The 21,160-nt window shown below is 48.1% G+C and carries 26 protein-coding genes; 15 read left to right on the top strand and 11 right to left on the bottom strand.

All coding sequences use genetic code 11. The annotated features are described in order from the left end of the window. Positions 1-5 precede the first annotated feature (5 nt). Both THAL_RS03240 and THAL_RS03245 read left to right on the top strand, forming a co-directional pair. Positions 6-596, top strand: a complete 591-nt coding sequence (locus THAL_RS03240) for a LabA-like NYN domain-containing protein (RefSeq protein WP_012991683.1) — start codon at positions 6-8, stop codon at positions 594-596. Continuing rightward, complete coding sequence (locus THAL_RS03245; protein ID WP_012991684.1) at positions 584-1,528, top strand: bifunctional riboflavin kinase/FAD synthetase; 945 nt, start codon at positions 584-586, stop codon at positions 1,526-1,528. Before THAL_RS03240 ends, THAL_RS03245 begins: the two co-directional genes overlap by 13 nt. Here THAL_RS03245 and THAL_RS03250 read toward each other — a convergent pair. Next, positions 1,499-1,795: a hypothetical protein gene (locus THAL_RS03250; RefSeq protein WP_012991685.1), complete on the bottom strand. Its 297-nt coding sequence runs from the start codon at positions 1,793-1,795 to the stop codon at positions 1,499-1,501. The two genes, THAL_RS03245 and THAL_RS03250, sit on opposite strands and share 30 nt — an antisense overlap. Positions 1,796-1,899: 104 nt before the next feature. Here THAL_RS03250 and THAL_RS03255 point away from each other — a divergent pair, with 104 nt between their 5' ends. From THAL_RS03255 to fliM, 10 genes are all read left to right on the top strand, one after another. Next, complete coding sequence (locus THAL_RS03255) at positions 1,900-3,159, top strand: NADP-dependent isocitrate dehydrogenase (RefSeq protein WP_012991686.1); 1,260 nt, start codon at positions 1,900-1,902, stop codon at positions 3,157-3,159. Further along, the gene (era, locus tag THAL_RS03260) at positions 3,156-4,064 is read left to right on the top strand and encodes a GTPase Era (protein WP_012991687.1); all 909 of its coding nucleotides are present in this window, start codon (positions 3,156-3,158) and stop codon (positions 4,062-4,064) included. The genes THAL_RS03255 and era overlap by 4 nt, the downstream gene beginning before the upstream one ends. A gap of 17 nt (positions 4,065-4,081) precedes the next feature. Continuing rightward, a complete protein-coding gene (gene fabG / locus THAL_RS03265) occupies positions 4,082-4,819 on the top strand; it encodes a 3-oxoacyl-[acyl-carrier-protein] reductase (protein ID WP_012991688.1) in 738 nt (245 codons plus the stop codon). A gap of 6 nt (positions 4,820-4,825) precedes the next feature. Beyond that, positions 4,826-5,953, top strand: a complete 1,128-nt coding sequence (gene tgt / locus THAL_RS03270) for a tRNA guanosine(34) transglycosylase Tgt (RefSeq protein ID WP_012991689.1) — start codon at positions 4,826-4,828, stop codon at positions 5,951-5,953. 73 nt (positions 5,954-6,026) lie between these two features. Then, on the top strand, positions 6,027-7,709 hold the full coding sequence (locus tag THAL_RS03275; RefSeq protein ID WP_041434077.1) for a tetratricopeptide repeat protein: 1,683 nt from the start codon (positions 6,027-6,029) through the stop codon (positions 7,707-7,709). After that, complete coding sequence (locus THAL_RS03280; protein WP_012991691.1) at positions 7,706-8,077, top strand: flagellar basal body rod protein FlgB; 372 nt, start codon at positions 7,706-7,708, stop codon at positions 8,075-8,077. The genes THAL_RS03275 and THAL_RS03280 overlap by 4 nt, the downstream gene beginning before the upstream one ends. Then, complete coding sequence (flgC, locus tag THAL_RS03285; RefSeq protein WP_012991692.1) at positions 8,074-8,487, top strand: flagellar basal body rod protein FlgC; 414 nt, start codon at positions 8,074-8,076, stop codon at positions 8,485-8,487. The genes THAL_RS03280 and flgC overlap by 4 nt, the downstream gene beginning before the upstream one ends. After that, positions 8,478-8,756: a flagellar hook-basal body complex protein FliE gene (fliE, locus tag THAL_RS03290; protein WP_012991693.1), complete on the top strand. Its 279-nt coding sequence runs from the start codon at positions 8,478-8,480 to the stop codon at positions 8,754-8,756. The genes flgC and fliE overlap by 10 nt, the downstream gene beginning before the upstream one ends. 4 nt (positions 8,757-8,760) lie before the next feature. Continuing rightward, a complete protein-coding gene (gene fliF, locus THAL_RS03295) occupies positions 8,761-10,251 on the top strand; it encodes a flagellar basal-body MS-ring/collar protein FliF (RefSeq protein ID WP_012991694.1) in 1,491 nt (496 codons plus the stop codon). Next, positions 10,251-11,198, top strand: coding sequence for a flagellar motor switch protein FliM (gene fliM, locus THAL_RS03300; protein ID WP_012991695.1), 948 nt, complete (start codon positions 10,251-10,253; stop codon positions 11,196-11,198). The genes fliF and fliM overlap by 1 nt, the downstream gene beginning before the upstream one ends. Here the strand turns inward: fliM and THAL_RS03305 are convergent. The 9 genes from THAL_RS03305 to THAL_RS03345 form a co-directional block, all read right to left on the bottom strand. Further along, the gene (locus tag THAL_RS03305; RefSeq protein ID WP_012991696.1) at positions 11,184-11,483 is read right to left on the bottom strand and encodes a DUF190 domain-containing protein; all 300 of its coding nucleotides are present in this window, start codon (positions 11,481-11,483) and stop codon (positions 11,184-11,186) included. The two genes, fliM and THAL_RS03305, sit on opposite strands and share 15 nt — an antisense overlap. Positions 11,484-11,486: 3 nt before the next feature. Next, entirely contained in the window at positions 11,487-12,458 is a 972-nt protein-coding gene (locus THAL_RS03310) for a sodium-dependent bicarbonate transport family permease (RefSeq protein ID WP_012991697.1), read from the bottom strand. Then, positions 12,455-13,363, bottom strand: a complete 909-nt coding sequence (locus THAL_RS03315) for a CobW family GTP-binding protein (RefSeq protein WP_012991698.1) — start codon at positions 13,361-13,363, stop codon at positions 12,455-12,457. Before THAL_RS03315 ends, THAL_RS03310 begins: the two co-directional genes overlap by 4 nt. 7 nt (positions 13,364-13,370) lie before the next feature. Continuing rightward, the gene (locus tag THAL_RS03320; protein ID WP_012991699.1) at positions 13,371-13,664 is read right to left on the bottom strand and encodes a hypothetical protein; all 294 of its coding nucleotides are present in this window, start codon (positions 13,662-13,664) and stop codon (positions 13,371-13,373) included. 10 nt (positions 13,665-13,674) lie between these two features. After that, positions 13,675-13,899: a hypothetical protein gene (locus THAL_RS03325; protein ID WP_012991700.1), complete on the bottom strand. Its 225-nt coding sequence runs from the start codon at positions 13,897-13,899 to the stop codon at positions 13,675-13,677. 117 nt (positions 13,900-14,016) lie between these two features. Then, the gene (locus tag THAL_RS03330) at positions 14,017-14,700 is read right to left on the bottom strand and encodes a 2-oxoacid:ferredoxin oxidoreductase subunit gamma family protein (RefSeq protein WP_012991701.1); all 684 of its coding nucleotides are present in this window, start codon (positions 14,698-14,700) and stop codon (positions 14,017-14,019) included. Next, positions 14,697-15,563, bottom strand: coding sequence for a thiamine pyrophosphate-dependent enzyme (locus tag THAL_RS03335; protein WP_012991702.1), 867 nt, complete (start codon positions 15,561-15,563; stop codon positions 14,697-14,699). Before THAL_RS03335 ends, THAL_RS03330 begins: the two co-directional genes overlap by 4 nt. Positions 15,564-15,584: 21 nt before the next feature. Beyond that, on the bottom strand, positions 15,585-16,754 hold the full coding sequence (locus THAL_RS03340; protein WP_041434079.1) for a transketolase C-terminal domain-containing protein: 1,170 nt from the start codon (positions 16,752-16,754) through the stop codon (positions 15,585-15,587). Between the two features lie 111 nt (positions 16,755-16,865). Further along, the gene (locus THAL_RS03345; RefSeq protein WP_425598187.1) at positions 16,866-17,573 is read right to left on the bottom strand and encodes a carbon monoxide dehydrogenase beta subunit family protein; all 708 of its coding nucleotides are present in this window, start codon (positions 17,571-17,573) and stop codon (positions 16,866-16,868) included. A gap of 151 nt (positions 17,574-17,724) precedes the next feature. Here THAL_RS03345 and THAL_RS03350 point away from each other — a divergent pair, with 151 nt between their 5' ends. The 3 genes from THAL_RS03350 to THAL_RS03360 all read left to right on the top strand — a co-directional run bounded on the left by THAL_RS03350 (position 17,725) and on the right by THAL_RS03360 (position 21,039). Continuing rightward, complete coding sequence (locus THAL_RS03350; RefSeq protein WP_012991705.1) at positions 17,725-19,545, top strand: 2-oxoacid:acceptor oxidoreductase subunit alpha; 1,821 nt, start codon at positions 17,725-17,727, stop codon at positions 19,543-19,545. 116 nt (positions 19,546-19,661) lie between these two features. Next, positions 19,662-20,537, top strand: a complete 876-nt coding sequence (locus THAL_RS03355) for a 2-oxoacid:ferredoxin oxidoreductase subunit beta (protein WP_012991706.1) — start codon at positions 19,662-19,664, stop codon at positions 20,535-20,537. A 4-nt stretch (positions 20,538-20,541) separates the two neighbouring features. Continuing rightward, entirely contained in the window at positions 20,542-21,039 is a 498-nt protein-coding gene (locus THAL_RS03360; RefSeq protein ID WP_169301983.1) for a pentapeptide repeat-containing protein, read from the top strand. On the opposite strand, the gene THAL_RS08515 is transcribed toward THAL_RS03360, so the two are convergent. Beyond that, positions 21,029-21,160 (bottom strand): hypothetical protein, encoded by a 132-nt coding sequence (locus THAL_RS08515; RefSeq protein WP_012991708.1) that lies wholly within the window; start codon positions 21,158-21,160, stop codon positions 21,029-21,031. The genes THAL_RS03360 and THAL_RS08515 overlap by 11 nt on opposite strands.

Consider the following 21,160-nt stretch of genomic DNA (forward strand, 5'->3'; position numbering starts at 1 on the left):
CTTTTATGGAAAGGGTGGTCATCTTCATAGATGGGTCTAACCTTTTCCATGCCATACGTTACCTCAACATAAAGATAGACTACAGTAAGTTGGTGGAGTTTCTAAGAGAGGACAGAAAACTGGTAAGAGCCTACTTTTACGGAGCTGTACCCCAAGAGAGGGATGTTAAAAGAAACACTCCCGAGTGGGAGAGTCTCCTAAGACAAAGGCGTTTTTTGGAAGAACTTTCCCTCATGGGTATCAAGGTGAAGACCGCACCCCTAAGAAAACTACCAACAGGAGAGTACTTGGAGAAGGAAGTGGACATAATGTTAGCTACCGATATGCTGAGCATGGCCTACATGAACGTCTACGACACAGCGATACTTGTAAGTGGCGACAGTGATTTTTCTTACACGGTGGAGGAGGTGCAGAGAATAGGTAAGAGGGTAGAAAACGCCTCCTTCAGAAAAACCAGTTCCTACCTTTTGAGAAAGATATGTGACAGGTTCATACTTCTCGACGATTACGTGGATAGGTTCATCATGGAGGAAAAGGTTTTACCTACACAGGAGATAAGTTTTTGGGAGAAGATAAAGAGGCTATGGAAAAAGTAGTTTTTCTACGTTTAGATGATGGCTGTCCAAAGGGTTATCCTTGTGTGGACAGATTAGACTACGACACAGCCCTCACTGTAGGTGTTTTTGATGGAGTACATCTGGGACACGTTCATCTTCTGAAGAGGTTGGTGAAGGTAGCCGAAAGGAAGAACTTGATGAGCTGTGTGCTGAGTTTTTATCCTCATCCTGCACGTGTCTTAGCACCTTCACAGGCACCCTGTGAACTCACCACGGTAGAAGAACGGGCAGAGCTCATCTTGGCTACAGGTGTGGACACAGTGGTTTTCATAAAGTTTGACAGAAGGTTCTCTTCCACAAAGGCGGAGGATTTTATAAGAGATGTGGTTCACCACCGTCTCAGATGCAAACACCTTCTGGTAGGTTACGACTGGCGCTACGGTTTTAGAAGGGAAGGGGAGATAGAACTGGCAAGAGAACTGGGAAAAGATCTTGGTTTTGAGGTGGAGGGGATAGAACCCTTTCAGGTAAAAGGTCATGTGGTGAGCAGTACCCTTATAAGGAGACTTTTGCACGAAGGACGCCTGGAAGAGGCAAAGGAATTCTTGGGAAGATATTACTACATAGTGCGACGCGTGGTGAGAGGAGAAGGTAGAGGTTCCTCCATAGGTGTGCCAACAGCCAATCTGGATCATACCGAAAATCTGTGCCTAAAGGAAGGAGTATATGCGGTAATGGTAAACGATCATCTACCCGGCGTTGCCAACTACGGCTATAGACCTACCTTTGACGGTAAAAGGAAAACACTGGAGGTGCATATAATAGGTTCGTCAGTGAATGTGAGAGGTAAGTGGTTGAAGGTGGAGTTCAGAGCCTTTTTGCGAGAGGAGAGAAAGTTTCAGAGAGTGGAGGAGCTCAGAGAACAGATACAGAAAGATATATCAACCGCTCTTGCTATCTTGAGCAAGTAGGTAAGCTGCGTATATAACCTCGCCGTTCTTTAGGAGAGCGAACCCCTTCTCCATTTTATCCTTCAGCCCTTTCTTGTTTTCCAGGAAGTCTATGAGAGTTTTGGGTTCTCCGTGAGCCCTCAGCTGGTAATCTACCACACTGCCATTGTCGAAGTGTATCTTAACAGGAAGGCAGTAAAATTTAGAGTCCTCACCCTTCCCGCAACGCCTTATCTCACCAACCACTTCTATCCTTACACTTCTGGCCACTATATCTTCCAACCTCATCGCTGATATTCTCGCTACCACTAGTATAAGTTAAGGGGATGTGTCCTGTCAAGAAGACTCGGTTTCTCAGCCAGCGGGTATTATATCCATTATAATCTTATCTCATGCTGGAGAGAGTCTACAGATGGGAAGGCAAAGCTGTTCTACCTCAGGAGGGGAGCTTTATAAAGCTCCTGCCCGACAAGAGGATAGAGGTGCCCCACAATCCCATAATACCCTTCATAGAAGGTGACGGCATAGGCCCCGAGATAGCACCTGCCATGATACTCGTGGTCAACAGAGCTGTTGAGAAGGCTTACGGAGGAAGCAGACTCATATACTGGGTGGAACTGCTGGCAGGTGATAAGGCAGAGGCTCTCACCGGTAAACGTATGCCAGAAGAAACACTGGAAGTTCTCAAGGAGGCCGTTGTCAGCATAAAGGGACCTTTAGGCACACCTGTGGGTAAGGGTGGTAAGTCCCTCAACGCCATACTGCGCCAGTCTATGGATTTCTACTCGGCCATAAGACCCGTCTACTGGTTGGGACAACCTGCACCGATACCCGAACCTCACAGGGTGAACGTCACAGTGTTTAGGGAAAACTCCGATGACGTTTACATGGGTATAGAGTACATGCCGGGTTCTCAGGACACCCAGAAGGTCAGGAAGTTTTTCTTAGAGGAGATGGGAGTTTCTCCCTACGCTCTACCCGAGGACTGTGGTATCACAGTGAAACCTATGAGTGAGTATAAAACCAAGAGACATGTCAGAAAGGCTCTGAGATACGCCCTTGAGAAAGGGTTAAAAGTGGTGGCCGTCGTTGGTAAGGGTAACATCATGAAGGCCACCGAAGGCGCCTTCATGAACTGGGCCTTTGAAGTGGCAAAGGAGCCAGAGTTTGAGGGGAGAGTTATCACCGAAGGAGAACCAAAAGACGGACAGGTCCTTCTTACACGTGTTATAACGGACCAGATGCTCATGCAGTTGGTTCTAAAACCAGAAGCCTACCATGTCATAATAACTCAGAACCTTAATGGAGATTACATATCGGATCTGGCAGCAGCGCTGGTAGGTGGTCCCGGATTTGTCCCTAGCGGTAACATAGGTGACGGGTACGCCCTTTTTGAGAGCACTCACGGTACAGCCTACGATATAGCCGGTAAGAACATAGCCAACCCCCTATCTTTAACCCTGTCGGGAGCTATGATGTTGGAATACCTGGGTTGGAAAGAGGCCGCCCAGCTCATATACGATGCCGTCAAGAAGGCTATAGAGGACCGTCTGGGAACTCCTGACATAGCGAAGGGTTTTGAAAAGATGGGTGTAGAGGCCAAAGCCCTTTCCACCATGGAGTTTGCCCAAGCTATAGCGGAGAGGATATGAAGGTAGGATACGTAGCCATAGTGGGTAAACCCAACGTAGGTAAGTCTACTCTCCTTAACAATCTGATAGGTACCAAGGTGTCCATAGTGTCACCAAAACCTGGTACCACCCGTATAAGGGTTCTGGGTGTGAAGAACATACCTAACGAAGCCCAGATTGTTTTCCTTGACACACCCGGTATATACCGACCCCGTGATGCGTTGGGAGAAGCTATGGTGAGTCAGGCGGCAACCTCCCTTCAGGACGCAGATGTTATTCTTTTCATGATAGACGCAGAGGACGGTTGGAGACAAGATGATGAGATGGTCTTTAACACCTACATAAAACAGTATGCCAAGGATAAGCCTGTTTTTCTCGTCATCAACAAGGTGGATAAAGTAGGACCGGTGGATGAGCTTCTTCCTTTCGTTAAAGAGATAACGGATCAGCACCCAGAGTTTCGTGAGGTGATACCCATAAGCGCCTTAAAGGGATACAACCTGGACGAACTCCTCAAAACTATAGTGAAATACCTTCCCGAAGGTGAGCCTCTGTTCCCTGAGGAGATGGTAACGGACCTTCCCTTTAAACTTCTGGCAGCGGAGATCATAAGGGAGAAGGTTCTTATGAAGGTCCACCAGGAGATACCTCAGGGCGTGGCGGTGGTTGTCTACGAAGTGAGCGACGGTAAACACGATCCTAACGTCCTGGTGATAAAAGGTGAGATCATTGTGGACAGGGAGAACTACAAACCCATCATAATAGGTAAGGGGGGGCAAAGGTTAAAGAGTATAGGTAAAATGGCTCGGGAGGAGCTGGAACTAATAACGGGAAGGAAAGTATACCTGGAGCTTTACGTGAGGGTAAAGCCTGACTGGAGAAAGAGGCCTGAACTGGTCAAAAGTTTTGGATACAGAGTGGATTAAACCGTATAATATCTCCCATGTTATGCATAGATCTACAGGGCAAAAGGGCTCTGGTGACGGGAGCAACGAGAGGTATAGGAAGAGCCATAGCTCAGGCTCTCGCTCAGGCAGGTGCCACTGTAGTGGTGACGGGAAGAGAAAGAAGTAGAGCGCAGGAAGTGGCCGAAAGGCTACCTGGTGAAGCCATTGGGATAGAGCTGAGACTGGAGGATCCCGAGTCTATAAAGAGGGCCTACGCTGAGGTGGAGGAGAGGTTAGGAGGTGTGGACATCCTCGTTAACAACGCCGGTGTAACGAGGGACAAACTGTTCCTGCGGATGACCTTGGAGGACTGGGATGAAGTGTTTCAGGTAAACCTCAGGGGTACCTTCATAGTAACATCTCTCGCAGTTAAGGGTATGGTGAAGAACCGTTGGGGAAGGATCATCAACATATCTTCCGTCGTGGGTTTTACAGGCAACATAGGACAGGTCAACTACTCAGCTACCAAATCGGCACTCGTAGGGTTCACAAAAAGCCTTGCCAAAGAGCTGGCTAGCAGAAACATCACCGTCAACGCCGTGGCTCCAGGCTTTATAGAAACCGATATGACCTCTGTTCTTTCGGAAGATATAAAACAGAGTTATCTCAAAAACATACCTTTAGGGCGCTTTGGCACCCCCGAGGACGTGGCAGGGATAGTGGTGTTTCTCTCTTCCGATCTTGCCAGTTACATAACGGGTGAGATCATTCACGTTAACGGCGGTATGTACTGAGGTAAGATGCTTTTCCGCATTATAGCCTCGTGTGGGAGAGCCAGGAGAGGCATTCTCTTTACTCCCCACGGAGAGATACACACACCTGTTTTTATGCCGGTAGGTACACAGGGAACTGTGAAGGCTATGATTCACAGACTGCTGGAGGAGATAGGCACCCAGATCATTCTGGGTAACACATACCATCTTTATCTGAGACCGGGCGTAGAAGTTATAAAAAAGGCAGGTGGGCTGCATAACTTCATAAGCTGGAGGAAACCTATCCTAACCGACAGTGGAGGTTTTCAGGTGTTTTCCCTCTCACGGGGTAGAAAGGACGGAAGAGCAAGGGTAAAGGTGAGAGAAGAGGGTGTGGAGTTTAGAGATCATCTGGCCGGGGATCTTCACTTCTTCACACCCGAACTGGTGATAAAAATTCAGGAAGCTTTTGGATCTGACATAATGATGCCTCTTGATGAGTGTGTTGAGTACCCCACCACATACGCTTACGCCAAAGAGGCCCTCGAAAGGACCATAAGGTGGCTTGATAGAAGCATATCCGCCAAGGAAAGACAGGATCAAGCTCTTTTCGGAATAGTACAGGGTGCTTTCTTTGAGGACCTAAGGAGGGAGTCAGCGCTGCGTACCGTAGAGAGAGAGCTGGATGGGTATGCCATAGGAGGGTTGTCGGTGGGAGAACCCAAAAACATGATGTACGACATTACGGAACTGGTCTGTGAGTATCTACCTTGGGAGAAACCCAGGTACCTTATGGGTGTAGGTCTTCCGGAAGACCTCCTGGAAGCCATTGACAGAGGTGTAGATATGTTTGACTGTGTGGCTCCCACGCGTTTTGCCAGAACGGGTACACTCTTTACCTCTTACGGGCGCCTCAACATAAGAAACGAGCGCTTCAAGAAAGACTTCTCTCCTCCGGACCCCCAATGTGACTGTTATACCTGTAAAAACTTCAGCAGAGCTTATCTGAGGCACCTCTTCCAGTCAGAGGAGATATCAGCCTATATCCTCAACACCATACACAATCTTTATTTCTATCACAAACTGATGGAGGGTGCCAGGAGAGCCATAGAGGAGGGGCGTTTCGGTGAGTACAAAAGACAATGGCTTGAGAAACTGGAGATGGGTGTTATCTAAAACCTTGCTGATGACAGCGTTGTTGGGTCTATATATGTCAGTAGGATCAACCTTGGAAAATGAGAGATTAGCTATGACTTACTTCTATAGAGGATATCTTCAGATGAAGAACGGTAACTATGCAGATGCCATTATAGATTTCTCTCACGCTTACAGTATGGGCAGAGAGGGACACTATGGGGAACTTGCTTACCTGTACCTGGGTTACGCTTACGCTCATCTCTATAAAGGGAAGGGAGACAGACAGGGCTTGATGTCTACGTTGGCTTACTTGCATATGTATCCACACCATTACAAAAAACCCAACTACCTCTTGCTGTATCAGGAGATAGTGGGGGATACGTATCTTTTCATGGGAAACTGCAGCGCCGCGCGGATAGTGTTCAGTGACCTTTACGGTAAAACAGGCTGGAGTGTACATCTCTTGAAGACCCTCTATGCGGAAGCTCTCTGTGGCGGAGTGTTTGATATAACCCTCATCGGTACTGTGGATCCTTCCACTTTAGGCGATCAGGAATACCTTCTTTTCCTTACGGAGGGCCTTTACTTTTTTAACACCAAGAACTTCCGGGAGGCTCTCATCCTCATGAAGGAGGCAAAGTCTGTAAACAGAGAACTGGAAGAGGATCCCCATTTCCTTTACAGGTACGCAGTGGCACATTACATGGCCGGTGACTGGCGCAGTTCCCTATCTTACTTTGAGATGCTAAAGAGGGTGGACAAAGACAGCTTTTACGGGGAACAAACCGACTACTATCTGGCTCTCATACATCTTCAGAATAACAACTTTGTGGAGGCACGAGCTGCACTGGGTAGACTTGTGAAGAGAGGTGTGTTACAGAGTACTGCTCTCAGACTCATAATATCCCAGCTATGGTTGTATGAAGATTTTCTGAAGGCTTACAAAAGGGAACTGGCTTGGTACGATAAGTATCTTTCGCGCATAGCGTGGTTGGACAAAGAGAAGGTTTACTCCATACCCGCAGTCCTAGGTTTGTATTACCTTTCCCTGCGCAGGGGTACCTTACTAGAGCCTTACATCATGAGGGAGAAGAGTGTCCCTTTAAAAGACGACATCCTATGGGTGGGTGATCTTGTGGTGAAGGTAGGACCCATGTACGCAAAACTCAGGTCATACTATCTTAACCCCTACCGCGATGAAGAATACAGACTTATGAAGGAGCTTTACAGCGCCAACGCGAAGAACTACACCTTCCTATGGGGTACGGAGGGTTTGGTTAGGGGGGCCGTTTTCCACGGAGACGGTGCTTATTTTGAACTTGTGGACTCCGTCGACGAACCTATCAAGGACTTTCTGAGGGCTCAGATAATGTTACTGCAGGATAAGGAAGAAGGCCTCAAGGTGCTAGAAAAAGTGCTTTACAGACTTAAGGGAGAGGATCTGTTAGAGGCCAAGATACTTTTAGGATTAATGACCAAGAGAAGGCAGATTTTGGAAGACCTTCCGCTGAAGGACATAAGAGGATCCATCAGGCTATCGGGTTACGTACCCACTGTACTGCTCACCCTGGCAGATTTATATTATAAGGAGAGAAACTATGGGAGATCAAAGGAGATGTGCATGGAGTACACGGAGGTAGCTCCTAAGAATGGTGTGTACTGGTTGTGTCTTTACCGTGTTGCTAAGATAAGTAGTATGCAAGGAGATGAAAAAACACTGCGCTGGGTCTTAGAGCAGGCCAAGGAAGGTCAGGACCCTGTTGCAAAAGCCATACTTACCCTTTACGGTGAATGATGGGGCTATTTGATACTGTAAACAGGATCATACCCCTTTTGGATGAAAGATGGTTACGACACAAGGTCATTGTGAGTAACATAGCCAATGCAGACACACCTAGGTACATGCCTAAGGAACTTCTTTCCTTAAGAAACTCTGAAATACCCCTCAAGACAACGAGGCCACGCCACATAGATCCAGAGAATGGGGTGGTATACAGGGTGGTAGAGGTGAAGAGAAGTCTCGTGGGCAACGATCTAAACGGTGTGAGTTTAGAAGAAGAGATATCTAAGTTGATTCAGAACAAGCTGGCCTACGAAACTTACATGTATCTTGCTAAGAGAAGTTTGGATGGCATAGGAAACGTGCTGAGGGATGCCAAATGATGGAGGTCTTTAAGGTCTTTGAGGTGTCTGCGTCTGGAATGTATGCTCAGAGGGTGAGGATCAACGTGATAGCCTCCAATCTGGCCAACTATGAATCTTACACGAGGGAAGGGGAGCCCTACAGGAGGTTGGAACCTGTTTTTGAGGCTGTTGAAACTCCAGGAAACCTCAGTAAAGGGCTTGTCCCAGTGCGTGTAGTAGAGATAAGAAGGTCCGACGCTCCCTTCAGGCTCCTCTTTGATCCTACCAATCCTAGGGCTGATAGGGATGGTTTTGTGAGACTCCCCAACGTGGATGTTACGGCAGAGATGGTGGACATGCTGTCCGCATTGAGAAGCTATGAGGCCAACTTGACAGCCTTTAACGCTACAAAGGAGATAGTACAGAGGACGTTAGAGCTATGGAGATAAGAGGTCTCGGTGAAGGTACGTTACAGTATGGGAAAGAACTGAGACGTACCTCTGACTTCTTTGAGGAGCTTAAGCGCATTGTTCTTTGGGTGAACCAGCAGAGACAGGAAGCCAACAATGTTAGGGAGGCCTTTTTGAAGGGTGAGGATGTCCCCCTACACCGCCTCGTTATTGAGATGGAAAAGGCGAGCTTAGCGTTATCACTACTCGTACAGATCCGCAATAAACTTGTGGAGGCTTTTCAGGAACTCAACAGGATGCAGGTGTAGTAATATGGATTACAGAACCCTTTTAAGGGAGCTAAAGACAAAGATAGAACAACTATCCACGAAACAGAAACTTATCCTGTCAGGTGCGGTGGCAGCTGGACTCATCTCCCTTCTGTTGATGGTGCTGTTGGCTTCCTCTGCCCGTTACGTGCCTCTATACTCGGGTCTCTCTCAGGAGGATATGTCAGCTGTGCTTTCGGAGCTTGAGAAGGAAGGTGTCCCCTACAAACTGGGCGGTGATGGGAGGAGTGTGTTGGTTCCTGAGGATAAGGTGAGGGACATAAGACTCAAACTTGCGGCAAAGGGAATACCCAGTAAGGGTGTGGTGGGTTATGAGATATTTGACAAGAGTAACTTTGCTGTATCCGATTTTCAAAATCAGGTGAATTTCAAAAGGGCTGTGGAGGGTGAACTGGCTAAAACCATCATGAGGATACAGGGCGTCGAAGAAGCAAAGGTGAATATCGGTATGCCTCAGAGATCTATCTTTGTGAGAGAGGAAGAACAACCTACGGCGAGTGTCCTTGTTAGGTTGAAACCGGGCTATGAGCTTTCTCCGGAGCAGGTAAAGGCTATAAGGAACCTTGTGGCCTTAAGTGTACCGCGACTTGATCCTAAGAACGTGGTGGTGATAGACGATAGAGGAAGAGATCTCACCTCCCTGTTAGGAGAGGAGATGGACTTAACTGAGAGAGAGCTGAGGATAAAGCGAGAGTATGAAGAACAGGTAGAGAAGAAGCTTCAGAAAATCTTGGAAGAGGCGTTGGGTGTAGGTAACGTGAAGGTGAGAGTCTCTGCCGATATAGATCTTACAAGAAGGGAAAGTAAAGAAGAGATATACGATCCCGATATGACCGCCGTAGTAAGTCAGCAGAAGAAGAAGGAGAGGGTTTTAGGGGGCACCTTAGGAGGTGTACCTGGCACAGCTTCCAACATACCTCCTGCCACCGGTGTGGGTGCTGGAGGCCAGACTCTCTCTGAGAGGACGGAGACTATAACCAACTATGAGGTCAGTAAGAAACAGATCTATACGGAGGAACCTTTAGTAAAGGTACGGCGACTGAGCGTGGGTGTTGTGGTAAACAGCCAGCTGAAGAATGTTAACCTGGATAGTATAAGGGAGCTTGTCCAAACGGCCGCAGGCATCGACCAACGGCGAGGTGATACCATCAGTGTGGTAGCTGTCCCCTTCCATAGACCTACTCTGGGAGAGGAGAAGGCTAAAGAAAGGGTATACTGGCCGTATATCGTAGGTGGGGTCCTTATAGCCTCCTTGCTCGTCTTCTCCCTTCTGGTGTTCATGCGACGCAGGAAACAGGTACCCTTACCTACTCCCCCAACGGCTGTACCGCCAGTACCAGAGACGATGGTGACGGAGGAAATTAGGGTAAAGGCTAAGGAAGTAGCCAGCCTGGAGGCTGTGGCAGAACTGGCGAAGCAAGAACCACAGAAGGTGGCCAAAATTATAAAAAGTTGGCTCAGGAGTAAGGGCTGATGGCTGAGGAGTTTCTGTCACAGGAAGAGGTGAACCTCCTTCTGCAGGCGCTGGGTAAGGAGGAGGAGACTAAAACTACCGTAACTCACAAAGAGGTGAAGCCCCTTGATATTAGTACACTGGAACACATCTCGGCTAGTAGAATAGCTGGACTTGAACTCATATTGGAACGTTGGGTTTCTTCCCTCAAAAGATCCCTCTCATCGGTTATGGTGAGCATACCAGCAGTACTCAAAGAAGGTGTAAGTGTTGTCAGGTTCTCAGAGTTTGTTTCCCAACTACCCTTCCCCTCAGCAATAGGCTTTTTTAACGTACACCCCCTAAGGGGTGTAAGTATGTTGGTCCTTGATCCCAGGATAATATATATGACCGTCAGTAGCTTGTTTGGTGGACCACCTAAACCCTACAAAATAGAGGGGAAAGAATTCACCAAGATAGAGTTGAGAATAGTGCAGAAAATTTTAGAAATATGTTACAGAGAGTTGGAGGAAGTCTGGAACACCGTTATGGAGGTGAAAGTCATCCCACAAGGATTGGAAACTAATCCTTCTCTTCTGACGATAGCACGCCCCAAAGAGAAGTTTATAGTACTCAAGCTTCTTGTATCTCTGGAGGGGAGCGAAGGTTATATGTATCTGGCAATACCTGAAGAATCTTTGGATCCCTACAAGGAGGTCCTTAAAGGAATCACGGAACTTAGATCGCCGGAGGTTTCCAACAAGCTCTTGCAGGCTTTAGAAGAGATACCTTTAAACCTAGAGGTGATACTGGGTAGACAGAAAATACAGCTGGGGGATCTTCTCAATATGAAGGTGGGTGATACTATGATACTACAGAAAGGTCTCAGAGAACCTGTGGAGGTTAGGGTAAGTGGCGTGCCCAAGGCTTTAGCCTTTCTAGGACAGGTAGGGAAAAGGAAAGCCATAAAGATTCTAAGGTTTTACTAAGGTAACTTGAGAGAGAACACATAAGCCACCGTATCTTTTCAGCACAGGAGATACCTCCTTAATAAGTCTTTCTGCGAGGTTATCATCGCACACAACTACCACGTACACGTTTTCCATTGCTCCGGAGGGTTCGTCCCCTCTCATAATACCCCTCTCTCCCATTCCCATAACATGCTCCATCACGCTGTAACCGGGGACTTTGAGTTGATGAAGGACTTCGATGACCTTCTCCAACTGGTACTTGCCTATTATGATCTCCACCTTGGTGGCTGTCAACCTCTCCATCCTTCACCCCCAGAGCAAGTTGGCCACGTAATAGTATAAGGGAATACCGATAGATATGTTGAAGGGAAAGGTTACAGAGAGGGACATGGTGATGTATAATCCTGGGTTGGCCTCAGGTAAAGCTATTCGCAACGCTGCCGGAACAGCTATGTAGGAAGCACTGGCCGACAGAACCGCCAACAGAAAAGCATCCCCCATTTCTGTGCCTACCAACTTGGCCAACATGAGGGCCACGTGGGCGTTAACGATGGGAACAAAGATAGCAAAAATGAGGAGGAAGGGTCCTACTTTCTTTAACTCTCCCACTCTTCTTGAAGCTACCAGACCCATGTCCAACAAGAAAAAGGCGAGAAAGCCTTTAAAGAGATCACCGTATAAAGGTTTCATAGCTTCCCAACCCTTCTCTCCTGTAATATAACCCACTATCAAAGATCCCAACAGGATAAGAACAGACCCGTTAAAGAAGGCTTCCCTCAGAAGATCCTTCCACTCTATGTGTACCCCATCAGATCTCTTACCGAAGAGGTTTGCCAGTATGAGGCCCAGTATTATAGCGGGAGATTCCATGAGAGTCATGGCAGCCACCATATGACCTCCGTGGTGAACACCCAAGGACTGAAGAAAGGTGGTGGCTGTCACGAAGGTGACCGCACTGATAGAACCGTAAGTGGCGGCTATACCGGCGGCGTTGTAAACGTCCAACTTCCATCGTAGTAAAAAGAAGCTGTACAAAGGAACCAGTACAGCCATGAGCATAGCTATAAGGAGTGTGATCAGCACATACTGATTTAAACCACTGTGAGCTATCTTGTACCCTCCCTGTAAGCCTATGGATATGAGGAGGTAGAGGGAAAAGAGTTTAGGAAGAGGGTGCGGTATGTCAAGGTCAGACTTCAGAAGAGTTGCCAGAAATCCTAGAAAGAAGAAAAGTATGGGAGGTTGGAGTATGTTGTTAAGGACAAGCTCCCAGCTCATGCCTGTACACCCCCTCTTTTGATAAATACCAAGAAGCTGGAACCTCTGTAGGAGGGTATCTCCTCTCCTATGTCCCAAAGACCGAAGGCGTAGTTAACGATGACAGGATTTTTCATATTGGCTATGCGCACTATACCCTTCACCCTTATCACGTCAGCGGGAAGGTTTTTGAGAAGATCAACCAGCTTATCATACTCCAAGGGCTGAGGAAACTGGATAACCTGTTCCGCTACGCGGTGCTGGTGTTGGTGAGCGGGTGACGGTTGTGTGTACTTACTCAGATCATCCAAGACAAATATACCCTCAAACACCTCAGCGGGTAACTGTCCGAAGGATGTTCTGTATACCCTAAGATAACTAAATATTCTCTCACCGGTAAATACATTCCTTATGGAGTACTCCTCCCAGATTTTCTTTATTTCCTTTTCCAACTCATCACACCTTTGAGCATCTACCAGATCCACCTTGTTGATGACCACTATGTTGGACCCTCCTATCTGGTATCTGGCAGTACTTTCATTCTTGTATTTCTCAAAATTCTTAGCGTCCACCACACATATGACACCTTCTATACTACATCCCAAACTTTGTAGACTCAGCATAACGGGGAAGGGCTCTGCGGCTCCCGATGTTTCCACCAACAAAACCTCAGGATCATACTTCTCCCTTATCTCCTTAATGCCTTTCTCAAACTCTGCATGTAAGGAACAACATATGCAACCTTCTGCCAGTTCTACCACCGAGGAATACACATTCTGAAGCACCTTCCCATCTACACCTACTTCACCTATCTCGTTTACCAGAACCGCCACCCGTTTTCCACCAAAATGCTCTCTGGCAGCCCGTACGAGGAGAGTAGTCTTACCGCTACCTAAAAATCCTGTTACCACAAAGGCAGGTAACATGGCGGTATTACTCTCCGCCGTACTCTACTGAGTCGATCTCCTCCATAAACTGTTCTATCTGAAAGGTTATGAAGTTGGCAAGGTCCTTAACATCCTTGTCCATGTATTCCGGATCTATGTCTATCCGTTTTTCGTGAATACTGTGCCCTTCTACCACATACTTCACCTTCAGATACGGAACTGAGACAGTTCCACATCCTGCCTCCTGCTCCGTGGGAAAGCAGACCTCTATATCTATGTCCGGATTGGCCATATTCTTTCTCACTTCCTGTGCCAAAAGCTCCAGCTTGCTTATGTCCATGGCTATTCCCTCAGTCAGAAGCTGTTACCATAACCATCTGGATACAGTTTCTCTTGAGAAGATCTGAGCAAACGTAAACGCATATGGCACAACCTTTGCACCTGGCGTAGTTGACCCACGCCACGTGCTTAGACTCATGGTACATTAGGGTGTTGGGTTCAGGACAGAACAGAACACACTGCTTGCAGTTGTATTTGGCACAATCACTTTCCTTTACATCAGCCACATAGTACATTCCCGTTACTCGGATTACCCATCTTCGGGTGCCGGGCTATTTGTAACGCGCCCTTTAATGGGTGTCCAGAGACCCGGCAGGCGCCATTTGGACACCCATATTAAGAATTTTATATGATCAGCCGGTGAGAGCTTCTTCCTCAACCCATCCCCTTTCCTCTGCTATACGGAAGGCTTCCCTTATAACCTGCATGTTCTTCTCCAGCAGCTCCATCTTCTTCTTGAACTTCTTTTCTATAGCACTGTCCAAGGCCGTTGTCCCACCCGAAGCCACGAAGGTGTTACCTAAGAATCTCTCCCTCACAGCTTGCTCAATGTGTTCAAAGTTCACCAATCTGGTGATACCAAAGAACAGACCTATCATAGCCATGTTGGTGGCTAGCTCTGTACCCGCTACCTCCAGGGCCAGCTTTGTGGCGGGGAACATGTAAACTCGCGTGTTGAGTTCCTTAAGAACCTGCCAATCTTCGGGGGGAATTATATCGGCATCGGTGTTAATGATAACCATACCGTTTTCCTTGAGTCCCGAGTAAAAAGGCATAGTGTAAGACTTACCGTGAGTTATAACTTGAGGGTGATAGATCATTATCACGTTGGGGTAAACCACCTCTCCTACTTCGTAGATGGGCTCGTCTGAAACCCTCACGTAGGCCTCAACGGGTGCCATACGCTTCTCGGAACCGAAGAAAGGTACCAAAGTGGCGTACTTACCGGCCGCAGTCATAGCGTTACCAAGTATGTGGGCGGAGGTGACAACCCCCTGCCCACCGACACCAGCTATCCTTATGTTATACCTTTTCATGCCTTCACCTCCTGTTGCTCCTTCTCCAGGTTCTCGAAGAACTCTCTTACTTCATCTGTCATCCACTCGTAGAAGGCAAAATCTTGCTTTTCCCTCTTTCTGGCATCTTCCAACACCTTCTCTGTGGGTATAGAGTACTCTATGTTACAGGATGTGTAAGCGTGTATGAAGGTAGGACCAAAGTGTCTGGCTGCCAGTATGGCCCTTCTTATAACCTTAGCTATTCTCTTGGGGTTAGTGGGTGCCAGCTTTGCCACGTACACGCATCCCGCTACTTTAGCCAGCTCCACAGCGTTTATTTTGTCGAACTGCTTTCCTTTTGGAGCCATTTTAAGCTGAACACCCTTGGGTGACATACCGCTCTCTTGTCCACCGGTGTTGCCGTAAACCTCGTTATCCACCATGATGGTGGTGAACTTCTCTCTTCTGAACCAAGAGTGCATGGTCATACCGAAACCTATATCAATGAGACCTCCGTCACCTGCTATAACCACCACGTCTTTCACTTTGTCGGGGAACCTTATCGTTAGAGCTCTCTTGAGACCAGAGGCCACAGCGTTAGTGTCACCGTAGTTACCATAGATGAAGGGAACGGCAGCCTGTGACAGAGCAAGTCTCGCACAACCCGCTGTACCTATCACTATGGTGTCCTCGGGATTGGGAAGGGCAGCGTAGAACACCCTTATGAAGTAGGCCATAAAGCACCCTGCACACATAGGGTGTTCTTCCACCAACTCCTTAAACTGTCCCAGTTGCTGCACATCTACCTGTCTGCCGAACTGGCCATACTTGACCAGGTCCACGTAATCCTTTGGCATGTATCTTTCAAAACCTGGAGAAATCCTCACATACTCCAGACCCATGTTAACACCTCCTTAAAGTTTTTATACCACCACTTTTCTTTCCTTCTTGATGCCAAAAGCATCGTAAATCTTTTCCATAATAAGCTCTACGGGGAGAGTCATACCACCGTAGACCCTCGGTCCACCTATCACTATGTCGTTGTTGGGAAGGACCGCTTTAACTTCCTTAGCCAACCATCCCACTATGTTGTGCTCCGGCACTATCACCGCCTTTGCCTTCCTGAGAACTTCCCTTATCTCTCTCTCAGGGAAGGGTCTTATAGACTTTACCTTTACGAGGCCTACGTTGAGACCTTCCATCTGAGCATACCTAACCGCTTCCCTTCCTTGGGCTGCAGCACAGCCAGAGGCCACTACAAAGACCTCCGCATCAGGATTAACCACCTCAATGGGGCCTCCCAGATATTTATAAATGTACTTCATGGCCCTTATGTTGGAGGACCAAACCTCCTGTTGCCATACAGCGTGTATAAGGTAACTCATGAAGTTGGACTTTTGAACGGGAGCGTCTCTCTGTATACGTGCAGGTGGTATCTCACAGTCGGTAGGAGGAACGGGGGCTTTGTAAGGATCTCTGGGAGGGAGTTTCATGTCCTCAGGTGTCATGTTAACGTAACCTTTGGCGTGGGTAACAAAGAAGCCTTCCGTACAGACCGCCACAGGTATGTACACGTCTACCTTCTCTGCTATTACGAAAGCTGCGAGGGTAAAGTCAAAAACATCCTGCTGGTTTTCTGCATGTAACACCACCATACCGCAGTGAAGGAGGTAGGCTATCTCCACATTGTCAGGCTGTATGGAGAGGGGTGCGTTCACCACCCTTGTGAGGACACCCAAAACCGCGGGGAGTCTGTGACCGGGCCACGAAGCTATAGCCTCCAGACCTCTCAGAAGACCTGGTCCTGAGGTAGCGGTAAAGGCTCTCGCTCCACCTCTCACAGCACCCGCTATAGCGGACATAGCGCCGTACTCTTCTTCTGCTCTGTAGTAATCTCTGAGATAACCCTGTGCCCACAAATCCCCCACCAGGTGCATCACTTCAGACTGAGGTGTTATGGGATAGGCTATCGCTATGTCCACGTTGGCACGTTTCACAGCCTCGGCCATAGCCTGGGCACCTGTTATAAACTTACGCTCTCTAGGTGCCTCTAAGAGAAGGTAATCGGCATCTACTACTCTCTGTTCAGGCATGTCTCCCCTTCCTAACCCAGACATCTCGTGTCTGGGGCCGGGCTATTTTTAACGCGCCCTTTGAGGGTGTCCAGAGACCCGGCAGGCGCCATTTGGACACCCTTAAACTCATCATTCTGTCTCCGTAACTTGCTCTCCTCTTCTGGGTATGAGGAGATAGGCGTACTCTCCGTAATCTAGAACGGAGAGTGTCTCGTAGTTTTCCGGCGGTAGAGATGGGTTTTCTGGTGGAAGTTTGGGCTCCCACTCTATGCCCATCTCCTTCCTCACCTGCACTACCACATTCTTGAATCTCCTTATCTCCTCTGCATGAACATCTCTCAGGGACACCATAGCGTCCTCGTGTCCCATCTCGGCGCACAGAGCTATGGTGAAGCAGTTGGTACCAGCTCTTATCATTCTGAGAGATAGGTTAGCATAGTGACAGTGCACACCCACAAATATAGCTACCTCTATTTTGTTGTGAAGGATCGTGAGGTTGGGGTGGTTGGGATTTATCTCCGCTTCCGGATCTATTTTGGGATACTTAGGTCTGTAGTCCGGCATAGGAATTATCCTGCAGTTGGGTATTTCCATAGCCAGCTCTAGCACGGCTTTTGCCTTCTCCATAGCACTGGCGTTCCACCCCCACAGAACAAGAGGACCCGGAAATATGGTGGGATTCCTTCTGGTGAGGAGGGCCTTGGCGGCCTCACGCATGGCCACCTCTTCGTCCACTATTTCTCCATAAAGAAGAGCCTTGCCAGGTGGTGGAAGCTCTACGCCTTCAAAGGCTGGAGGCGTAGGTATATAACCGGCCGGCCCAGGAACCACCTTCATCTTCTGCATACTGCACCTCCAGGCTTTTGGTGGTTTTTCAAATATTAGCATGGGGTAATACCTTGTCAAGCGGGAACTATATGATTAAAATCTTAATGATTTAAGCTATGTAAGCGTATGTTTATATTTACAATGGCACGGAGGTGAAGGTATGTGGGATCTGACCGTTAAGATAGGTGGAGAAGGTGGAGAAGGTGTCATATCAGCCGGAGACTTCCTTACGGAAGCCTGTGCCAGGGCGGGATATTGGGTGGTTAACTTCAAGAGCTTCCCGGCGGAGATAAAGGGTGGGTACGCTCAGTCAGTGGTCCGTGTATCGGACGAGAGACTTTTCTCAACAGGTGACAGCTTTGACGTGCTTTGCTGTTTCAACGGCGAAGCCTATGAATTCAACAAAAAGCATCTTGTAGGTGGTACCGTAATGGTGTACGACAGTTCCGACTTTGAACCAGAGGACCACGATGGCGTGATCATGTATCCCGTTCCTCTCTCGTATCTCGCAAGGGACGTTATGAAGGCTTATATAACTAAGAACGTTATAGCCTTGGGTGTTTTGTGTGGCCTGCTAGATGTACCCGTGGAACCTATAAAGGAATCCATAAAGGCCAAGTTTGGGAGAAAAGGAAGTCAAGTGGTGGACATGAACCTCAGAGCTCTGGAGCTGGGACTTGACTTTGCAAAGAGGGAACTTACGAAGAGAGACCCCTACCGTTTTCCACCTGCGAAGGAACCTATGGACGTAGTTATTATGGAAGGGAATCAGGCTATAGCGAAGGGTGCCGTGGTGGCAGGCTGTAAGTTTTACGCGGCGTATCCCATAACACCAGCTACAACAGTGGGTAATTACATAGTGGAGGACCTTATACGTACAGGTGGCTGGCTGTATCAGGCTGAGGACGAGATAGCCTCTTTGGGTATGGCCCTAGGAGCGTCTTTTGCCGGTGTGAAGGCGATGACCGCTACCTCCGGTCCAGGCCTCTCACTTATGACGGAATTTCTCTCCTACTCCGGCATGACGGAACTTCCCGTTGTTATAGTGGATGTCCAGAGGGTAGGGCCTGCTACAGGTATGCCCACAAAACACGAGCAGGGAGATCTATACCATGCTGTTTTTGGAGGGCACGGTGAGTTCCCACGAGCTGTCCTAGCACCTATCTCTGTAGAAGACAGCTTCTACATGACCATAGAGGCCTTCAATCTTGCCGAAAAATACCAAATACCCGTCATTCTGTTAACAGATGCATCCATGTCTCTGAGAACGGAGTCCTTCCCTTCTCCTCGTCTTAAGGACATAAAGATTGTAGATAGATGGGTCTATAAGGCCAGTGAAGATCCGGAGGGAAGATTTAGAAGGGCAGGTCGTTTTCTGCGATACGCTCTGTTTACTTCTGACGGAATAACACCCATGGGTACACCAGGTGATCCTGATGCTATACATGCCGTAACGGGACTAGAAAGGCAGGAAAACTCAGATCCCAGAAACAGACCCGATGTGAGAACGTGGCAGATGGAAAAGCGTTTTAAGAAGCTTGAGAAACTCCTTAGAGAAGATGCGGAGAGATTTTACGAGATAGACGGACCCTTTGATAAGGCGGAGTTGGGCTTGATAACGTGGGGTCTTACAGCCTCAGTAACCAAAGAAGCCGTAAGAAGGCTCAGAAACAGAGGTGTGAAGGTGAACGCTCTTTACATCAAACTTCTCTATCCCTTAAGGGGTGATGTGGTGGAGAGGTTTGCCGAAAGGTGCGAAAGAGTTGTGGTTCCTGAAAGTAACTGGAGCGGTCAGTTGGCCACTCTGCTGAGAGCCTTTTCCCACGTAAGACCCATAAGCTACTGCGTTTACAGGGGCGAGCCCTTTATCCCCAAAGAGATAGAAGATCTGGTAGTCTACCTTCTGGAAAACCCAACCTTAACTGAAGGTAGGCTAACACCTTCCCACCTTTATGGGGAGAAATCTTACGGACTGATATGAAACTGGGTGGCCAAATACCGCCTGCGGGGGCCATGGCCACCTTGAAGAGGCGGGATACAAATACCCCCGCACCTGGGCTGTGTGAGTTTGCACAGCTTGGGTAACCAGGTTCCAATATGTTGAAACCAGCCGACTATAGGAGTGATGTTGAACCTACGTGGTGTGCCGGATGTGGAGACTTTGGTGTTCTCGCTGCCATAACTCGTGCTTTTGCTGAGCTGGGCTTAGAACCTCACCGGGTAGTGTCTGTCTCCGGCATAGGTTGTTCTTCGAGGCTTCCCCTCTTCCTCAAAAACTACTCCATACACACCCTCCACGGCAGGGCCATACCGGTGGCTATAGGTGTGAAACTGGCAAGACCGGATCTTACCGTTATAGTGGAAACGGGGGATGGTGATCTCTTTTCCATAGGTGCCGGTCATAATCCCCATGCTGCCAGAAGGAATGTGGATATCACCGTACTGTGTATGGATAACCAGGTCTACGGCCTTACTAAGAACCAGGTATCTCCCACATCAAGGGAATGGCTTTACGGGTCCCTCACACCCTATGGATCCATAGACAGACCTCTCAACCCTATCGCCACCATGTTGGCCTTTGGTGCCACTTTTGTAGCACAGACTTATGCCGGTAACTTACAACACATGACGTATGTTATTAAGGAGGCCATAAAACACAGGGGATTCTCCTTCGTTAACATAATCTCTCCCTGTCCCACCTTTAACAGAGTGGACACATTTCAGTACTACAAGGGTAAAGTGAAAGATATCAACCAGTTGGGTCACGATCCGTCCAGTTACGAAGCTGCCCTCCGTGTGGCTTTTCATGATCTGGACCATTATTATGATCCGGAGGCACCTGTTCCCATAGGGATATTCTACAGAGTTCAGATGGAAACTTACGAAGAACGTATGGCAAAGGTAAAGGCTCGATACGGAGGTTTAGAGGACCTTCAGGAAATCATAGATGCCTGCAAACCCAAGAGGGTTTAGTGGTATGGATCTTTCCTTCAGACAGTTTGAGAGCACCGTATACTGGGGTGTCTCCTTGGAGGGAGTGACTCTCACGGGTAGCACTTTTAAGAACTGTACTTTCGTAAAAGTATGCTTCAGGGATGCATACATCCCTGAGGCTTCCTTTGAGAACTGTCTCATGTTAGGTTGCGAGTTTACAGGTGCCATGATGCAGAAAGACTGTCTGTTGGATACAGCCTTCTTAGGTCAAGCAAAGGTCGAAGATGTGCTAATGGAAAACTGTAGCGGGTGCAAGGCATCCCTGCTGGAGGTGCGTTTCTTGAGAGCTCAGCTTAAGGGATGTGATCTCACAGCTGCTGTCCTGAGGGATTCGCGGTTTGAAAGATGCATTCTACACACCGTTAACTTAAGGGGTGCGGATATGCGCCGTACCAAGTTTTCATACTGTGAATTCTTCCACATAGAGGATGAGGAGGTTCTGTTCTATGGAAAGAAACCGTGGTGTCCAACTACTTGGTAAACAGCTTTTTGTAGATCCAGTCGGAAATTAAGATTATCAAAACCAGGATAGGTAAACCTATTACTATCCCCAGGAAAAGCAACTTAGCGTAAAAAACTATCAGGGCCAGGACAGCATCCAT

Origin of the sequence: Thermocrinis albus DSM 14484 (assembly GCF_000025605.1) — a bacterium.
GTDB lineage: Bacteria > Aquificota > Aquificia > Aquificales > Aquificaceae > Thermocrinis > Thermocrinis albus.

Excerpts from the sequence above, each read along its gene's own strand:
- THAL_RS03240 (WP_012991683.1), top strand. The coding sequence starts at position 6 with ATGGAAAGGGTGGTCATCTTCATAGATGGGTCTAACCTTTTCCATGCC.
- THAL_RS03245 (WP_012991684.1), top strand. The coding sequence starts at position 584 with ATGGAAAAAGTAGTTTTTCTACGTTTAGATGATGGCTGTCCAAAGGGT.
- THAL_RS03250 (WP_012991685.1), bottom strand. The coding sequence starts at position 1,795 with ATGAGGTTGGAAGATATAGTGGCCAGAAGTGTAAGGATAGAAGTGGTT.
- THAL_RS03255 (WP_012991686.1), top strand. The coding sequence starts at position 1,900 with ATGCTGGAGAGAGTCTACAGATGGGAAGGCAAAGCTGTTCTACCTCAG.
- era (WP_012991687.1), top strand. The coding sequence starts at position 3,156 with ATGAAGGTAGGATACGTAGCCATAGTGGGTAAACCCAACGTAGGTAAG.
- fabG (WP_012991688.1), top strand. The coding sequence starts at position 4,082 with ATGTTATGCATAGATCTACAGGGCAAAAGGGCTCTGGTGACGGGAGCA.
- tgt (WP_012991689.1), top strand. The coding sequence starts at position 4,826 with ATGCTTTTCCGCATTATAGCCTCGTGTGGGAGAGCCAGGAGAGGCATT.
- THAL_RS03275 (WP_041434077.1), top strand. The coding sequence starts at position 6,027 with ATGACTTACTTCTATAGAGGATATCTTCAGATGAAGAACGGTAACTAT.
- THAL_RS03280 (WP_012991691.1), top strand. The coding sequence starts at position 7,706 with ATGATGGGGCTATTTGATACTGTAAACAGGATCATACCCCTTTTGGAT.
- flgC (WP_012991692.1), top strand. The coding sequence starts at position 8,074 with ATGATGGAGGTCTTTAAGGTCTTTGAGGTGTCTGCGTCTGGAATGTAT.
- fliE (WP_012991693.1), top strand. The coding sequence starts at position 8,478 with ATGGAGATAAGAGGTCTCGGTGAAGGTACGTTACAGTATGGGAAAGAA.
- fliF (WP_012991694.1), top strand. The coding sequence starts at position 8,761 with ATGGATTACAGAACCCTTTTAAGGGAGCTAAAGACAAAGATAGAACAA.
- fliM (WP_012991695.1), top strand. The coding sequence starts at position 10,251 with ATGGCTGAGGAGTTTCTGTCACAGGAAGAGGTGAACCTCCTTCTGCAG.
- THAL_RS03305 (WP_012991696.1), bottom strand. The coding sequence starts at position 11,483 with ATGGAGAGGTTGACAGCCACCAAGGTGGAGATCATAATAGGCAAGTAC.
- THAL_RS03310 (WP_012991697.1), bottom strand. The coding sequence starts at position 12,458 with ATGAGCTGGGAGCTTGTCCTTAACAACATACTCCAACCTCCCATACTT.
- THAL_RS03315 (WP_012991698.1), bottom strand. The coding sequence starts at position 13,363 with ATGTTACCTGCCTTTGTGGTAACAGGATTTTTAGGTAGCGGTAAGACT.
- THAL_RS03320 (WP_012991699.1), bottom strand. The coding sequence starts at position 13,664 with ATGGACATAAGCAAGCTGGAGCTTTTGGCACAGGAAGTGAGAAAGAAT.
- THAL_RS03325 (WP_012991700.1), bottom strand. The coding sequence starts at position 13,899 with ATGTACTATGTGGCTGATGTAAAGGAAAGTGATTGTGCCAAATACAAC.
- THAL_RS03330 (WP_012991701.1), bottom strand. The coding sequence starts at position 14,700 with ATGAAAAGGTATAACATAAGGATAGCTGGTGTCGGTGGGCAGGGGGTT.
- THAL_RS03335 (WP_012991702.1), bottom strand. The coding sequence starts at position 15,563 with ATGGGTCTGGAGTATGTGAGGATTTCTCCAGGTTTTGAAAGATACATG.
- THAL_RS03340 (WP_041434079.1), bottom strand. The coding sequence starts at position 16,754 with ATGCCTGAACAGAGAGTAGTAGATGCCGATTACCTTCTCTTAGAGGCA.
- THAL_RS03345 (WP_425598187.1), bottom strand. The coding sequence starts at position 17,573 with ATGAAGGTGGTTCCTGGGCCGGCCGGTTATATACCTACGCCTCCAGCC.
- THAL_RS03350 (WP_012991705.1), top strand. The coding sequence starts at position 17,725 with ATGTGGGATCTGACCGTTAAGATAGGTGGAGAAGGTGGAGAAGGTGTC.
- THAL_RS03355 (WP_012991706.1), top strand. The coding sequence starts at position 19,662 with ATGTTGAAACCAGCCGACTATAGGAGTGATGTTGAACCTACGTGGTGT.
- THAL_RS03360 (WP_169301983.1), top strand. The coding sequence starts at position 20,542 with ATGGATCTTTCCTTCAGACAGTTTGAGAGCACCGTATACTGGGGTGTC.
- THAL_RS08515 (WP_012991708.1), bottom strand. The coding sequence starts at position 21,160 with ATGGATGCTGTCCTGGCCCTGATAGTTTTTTACGCTAAGTTGCTTTTC.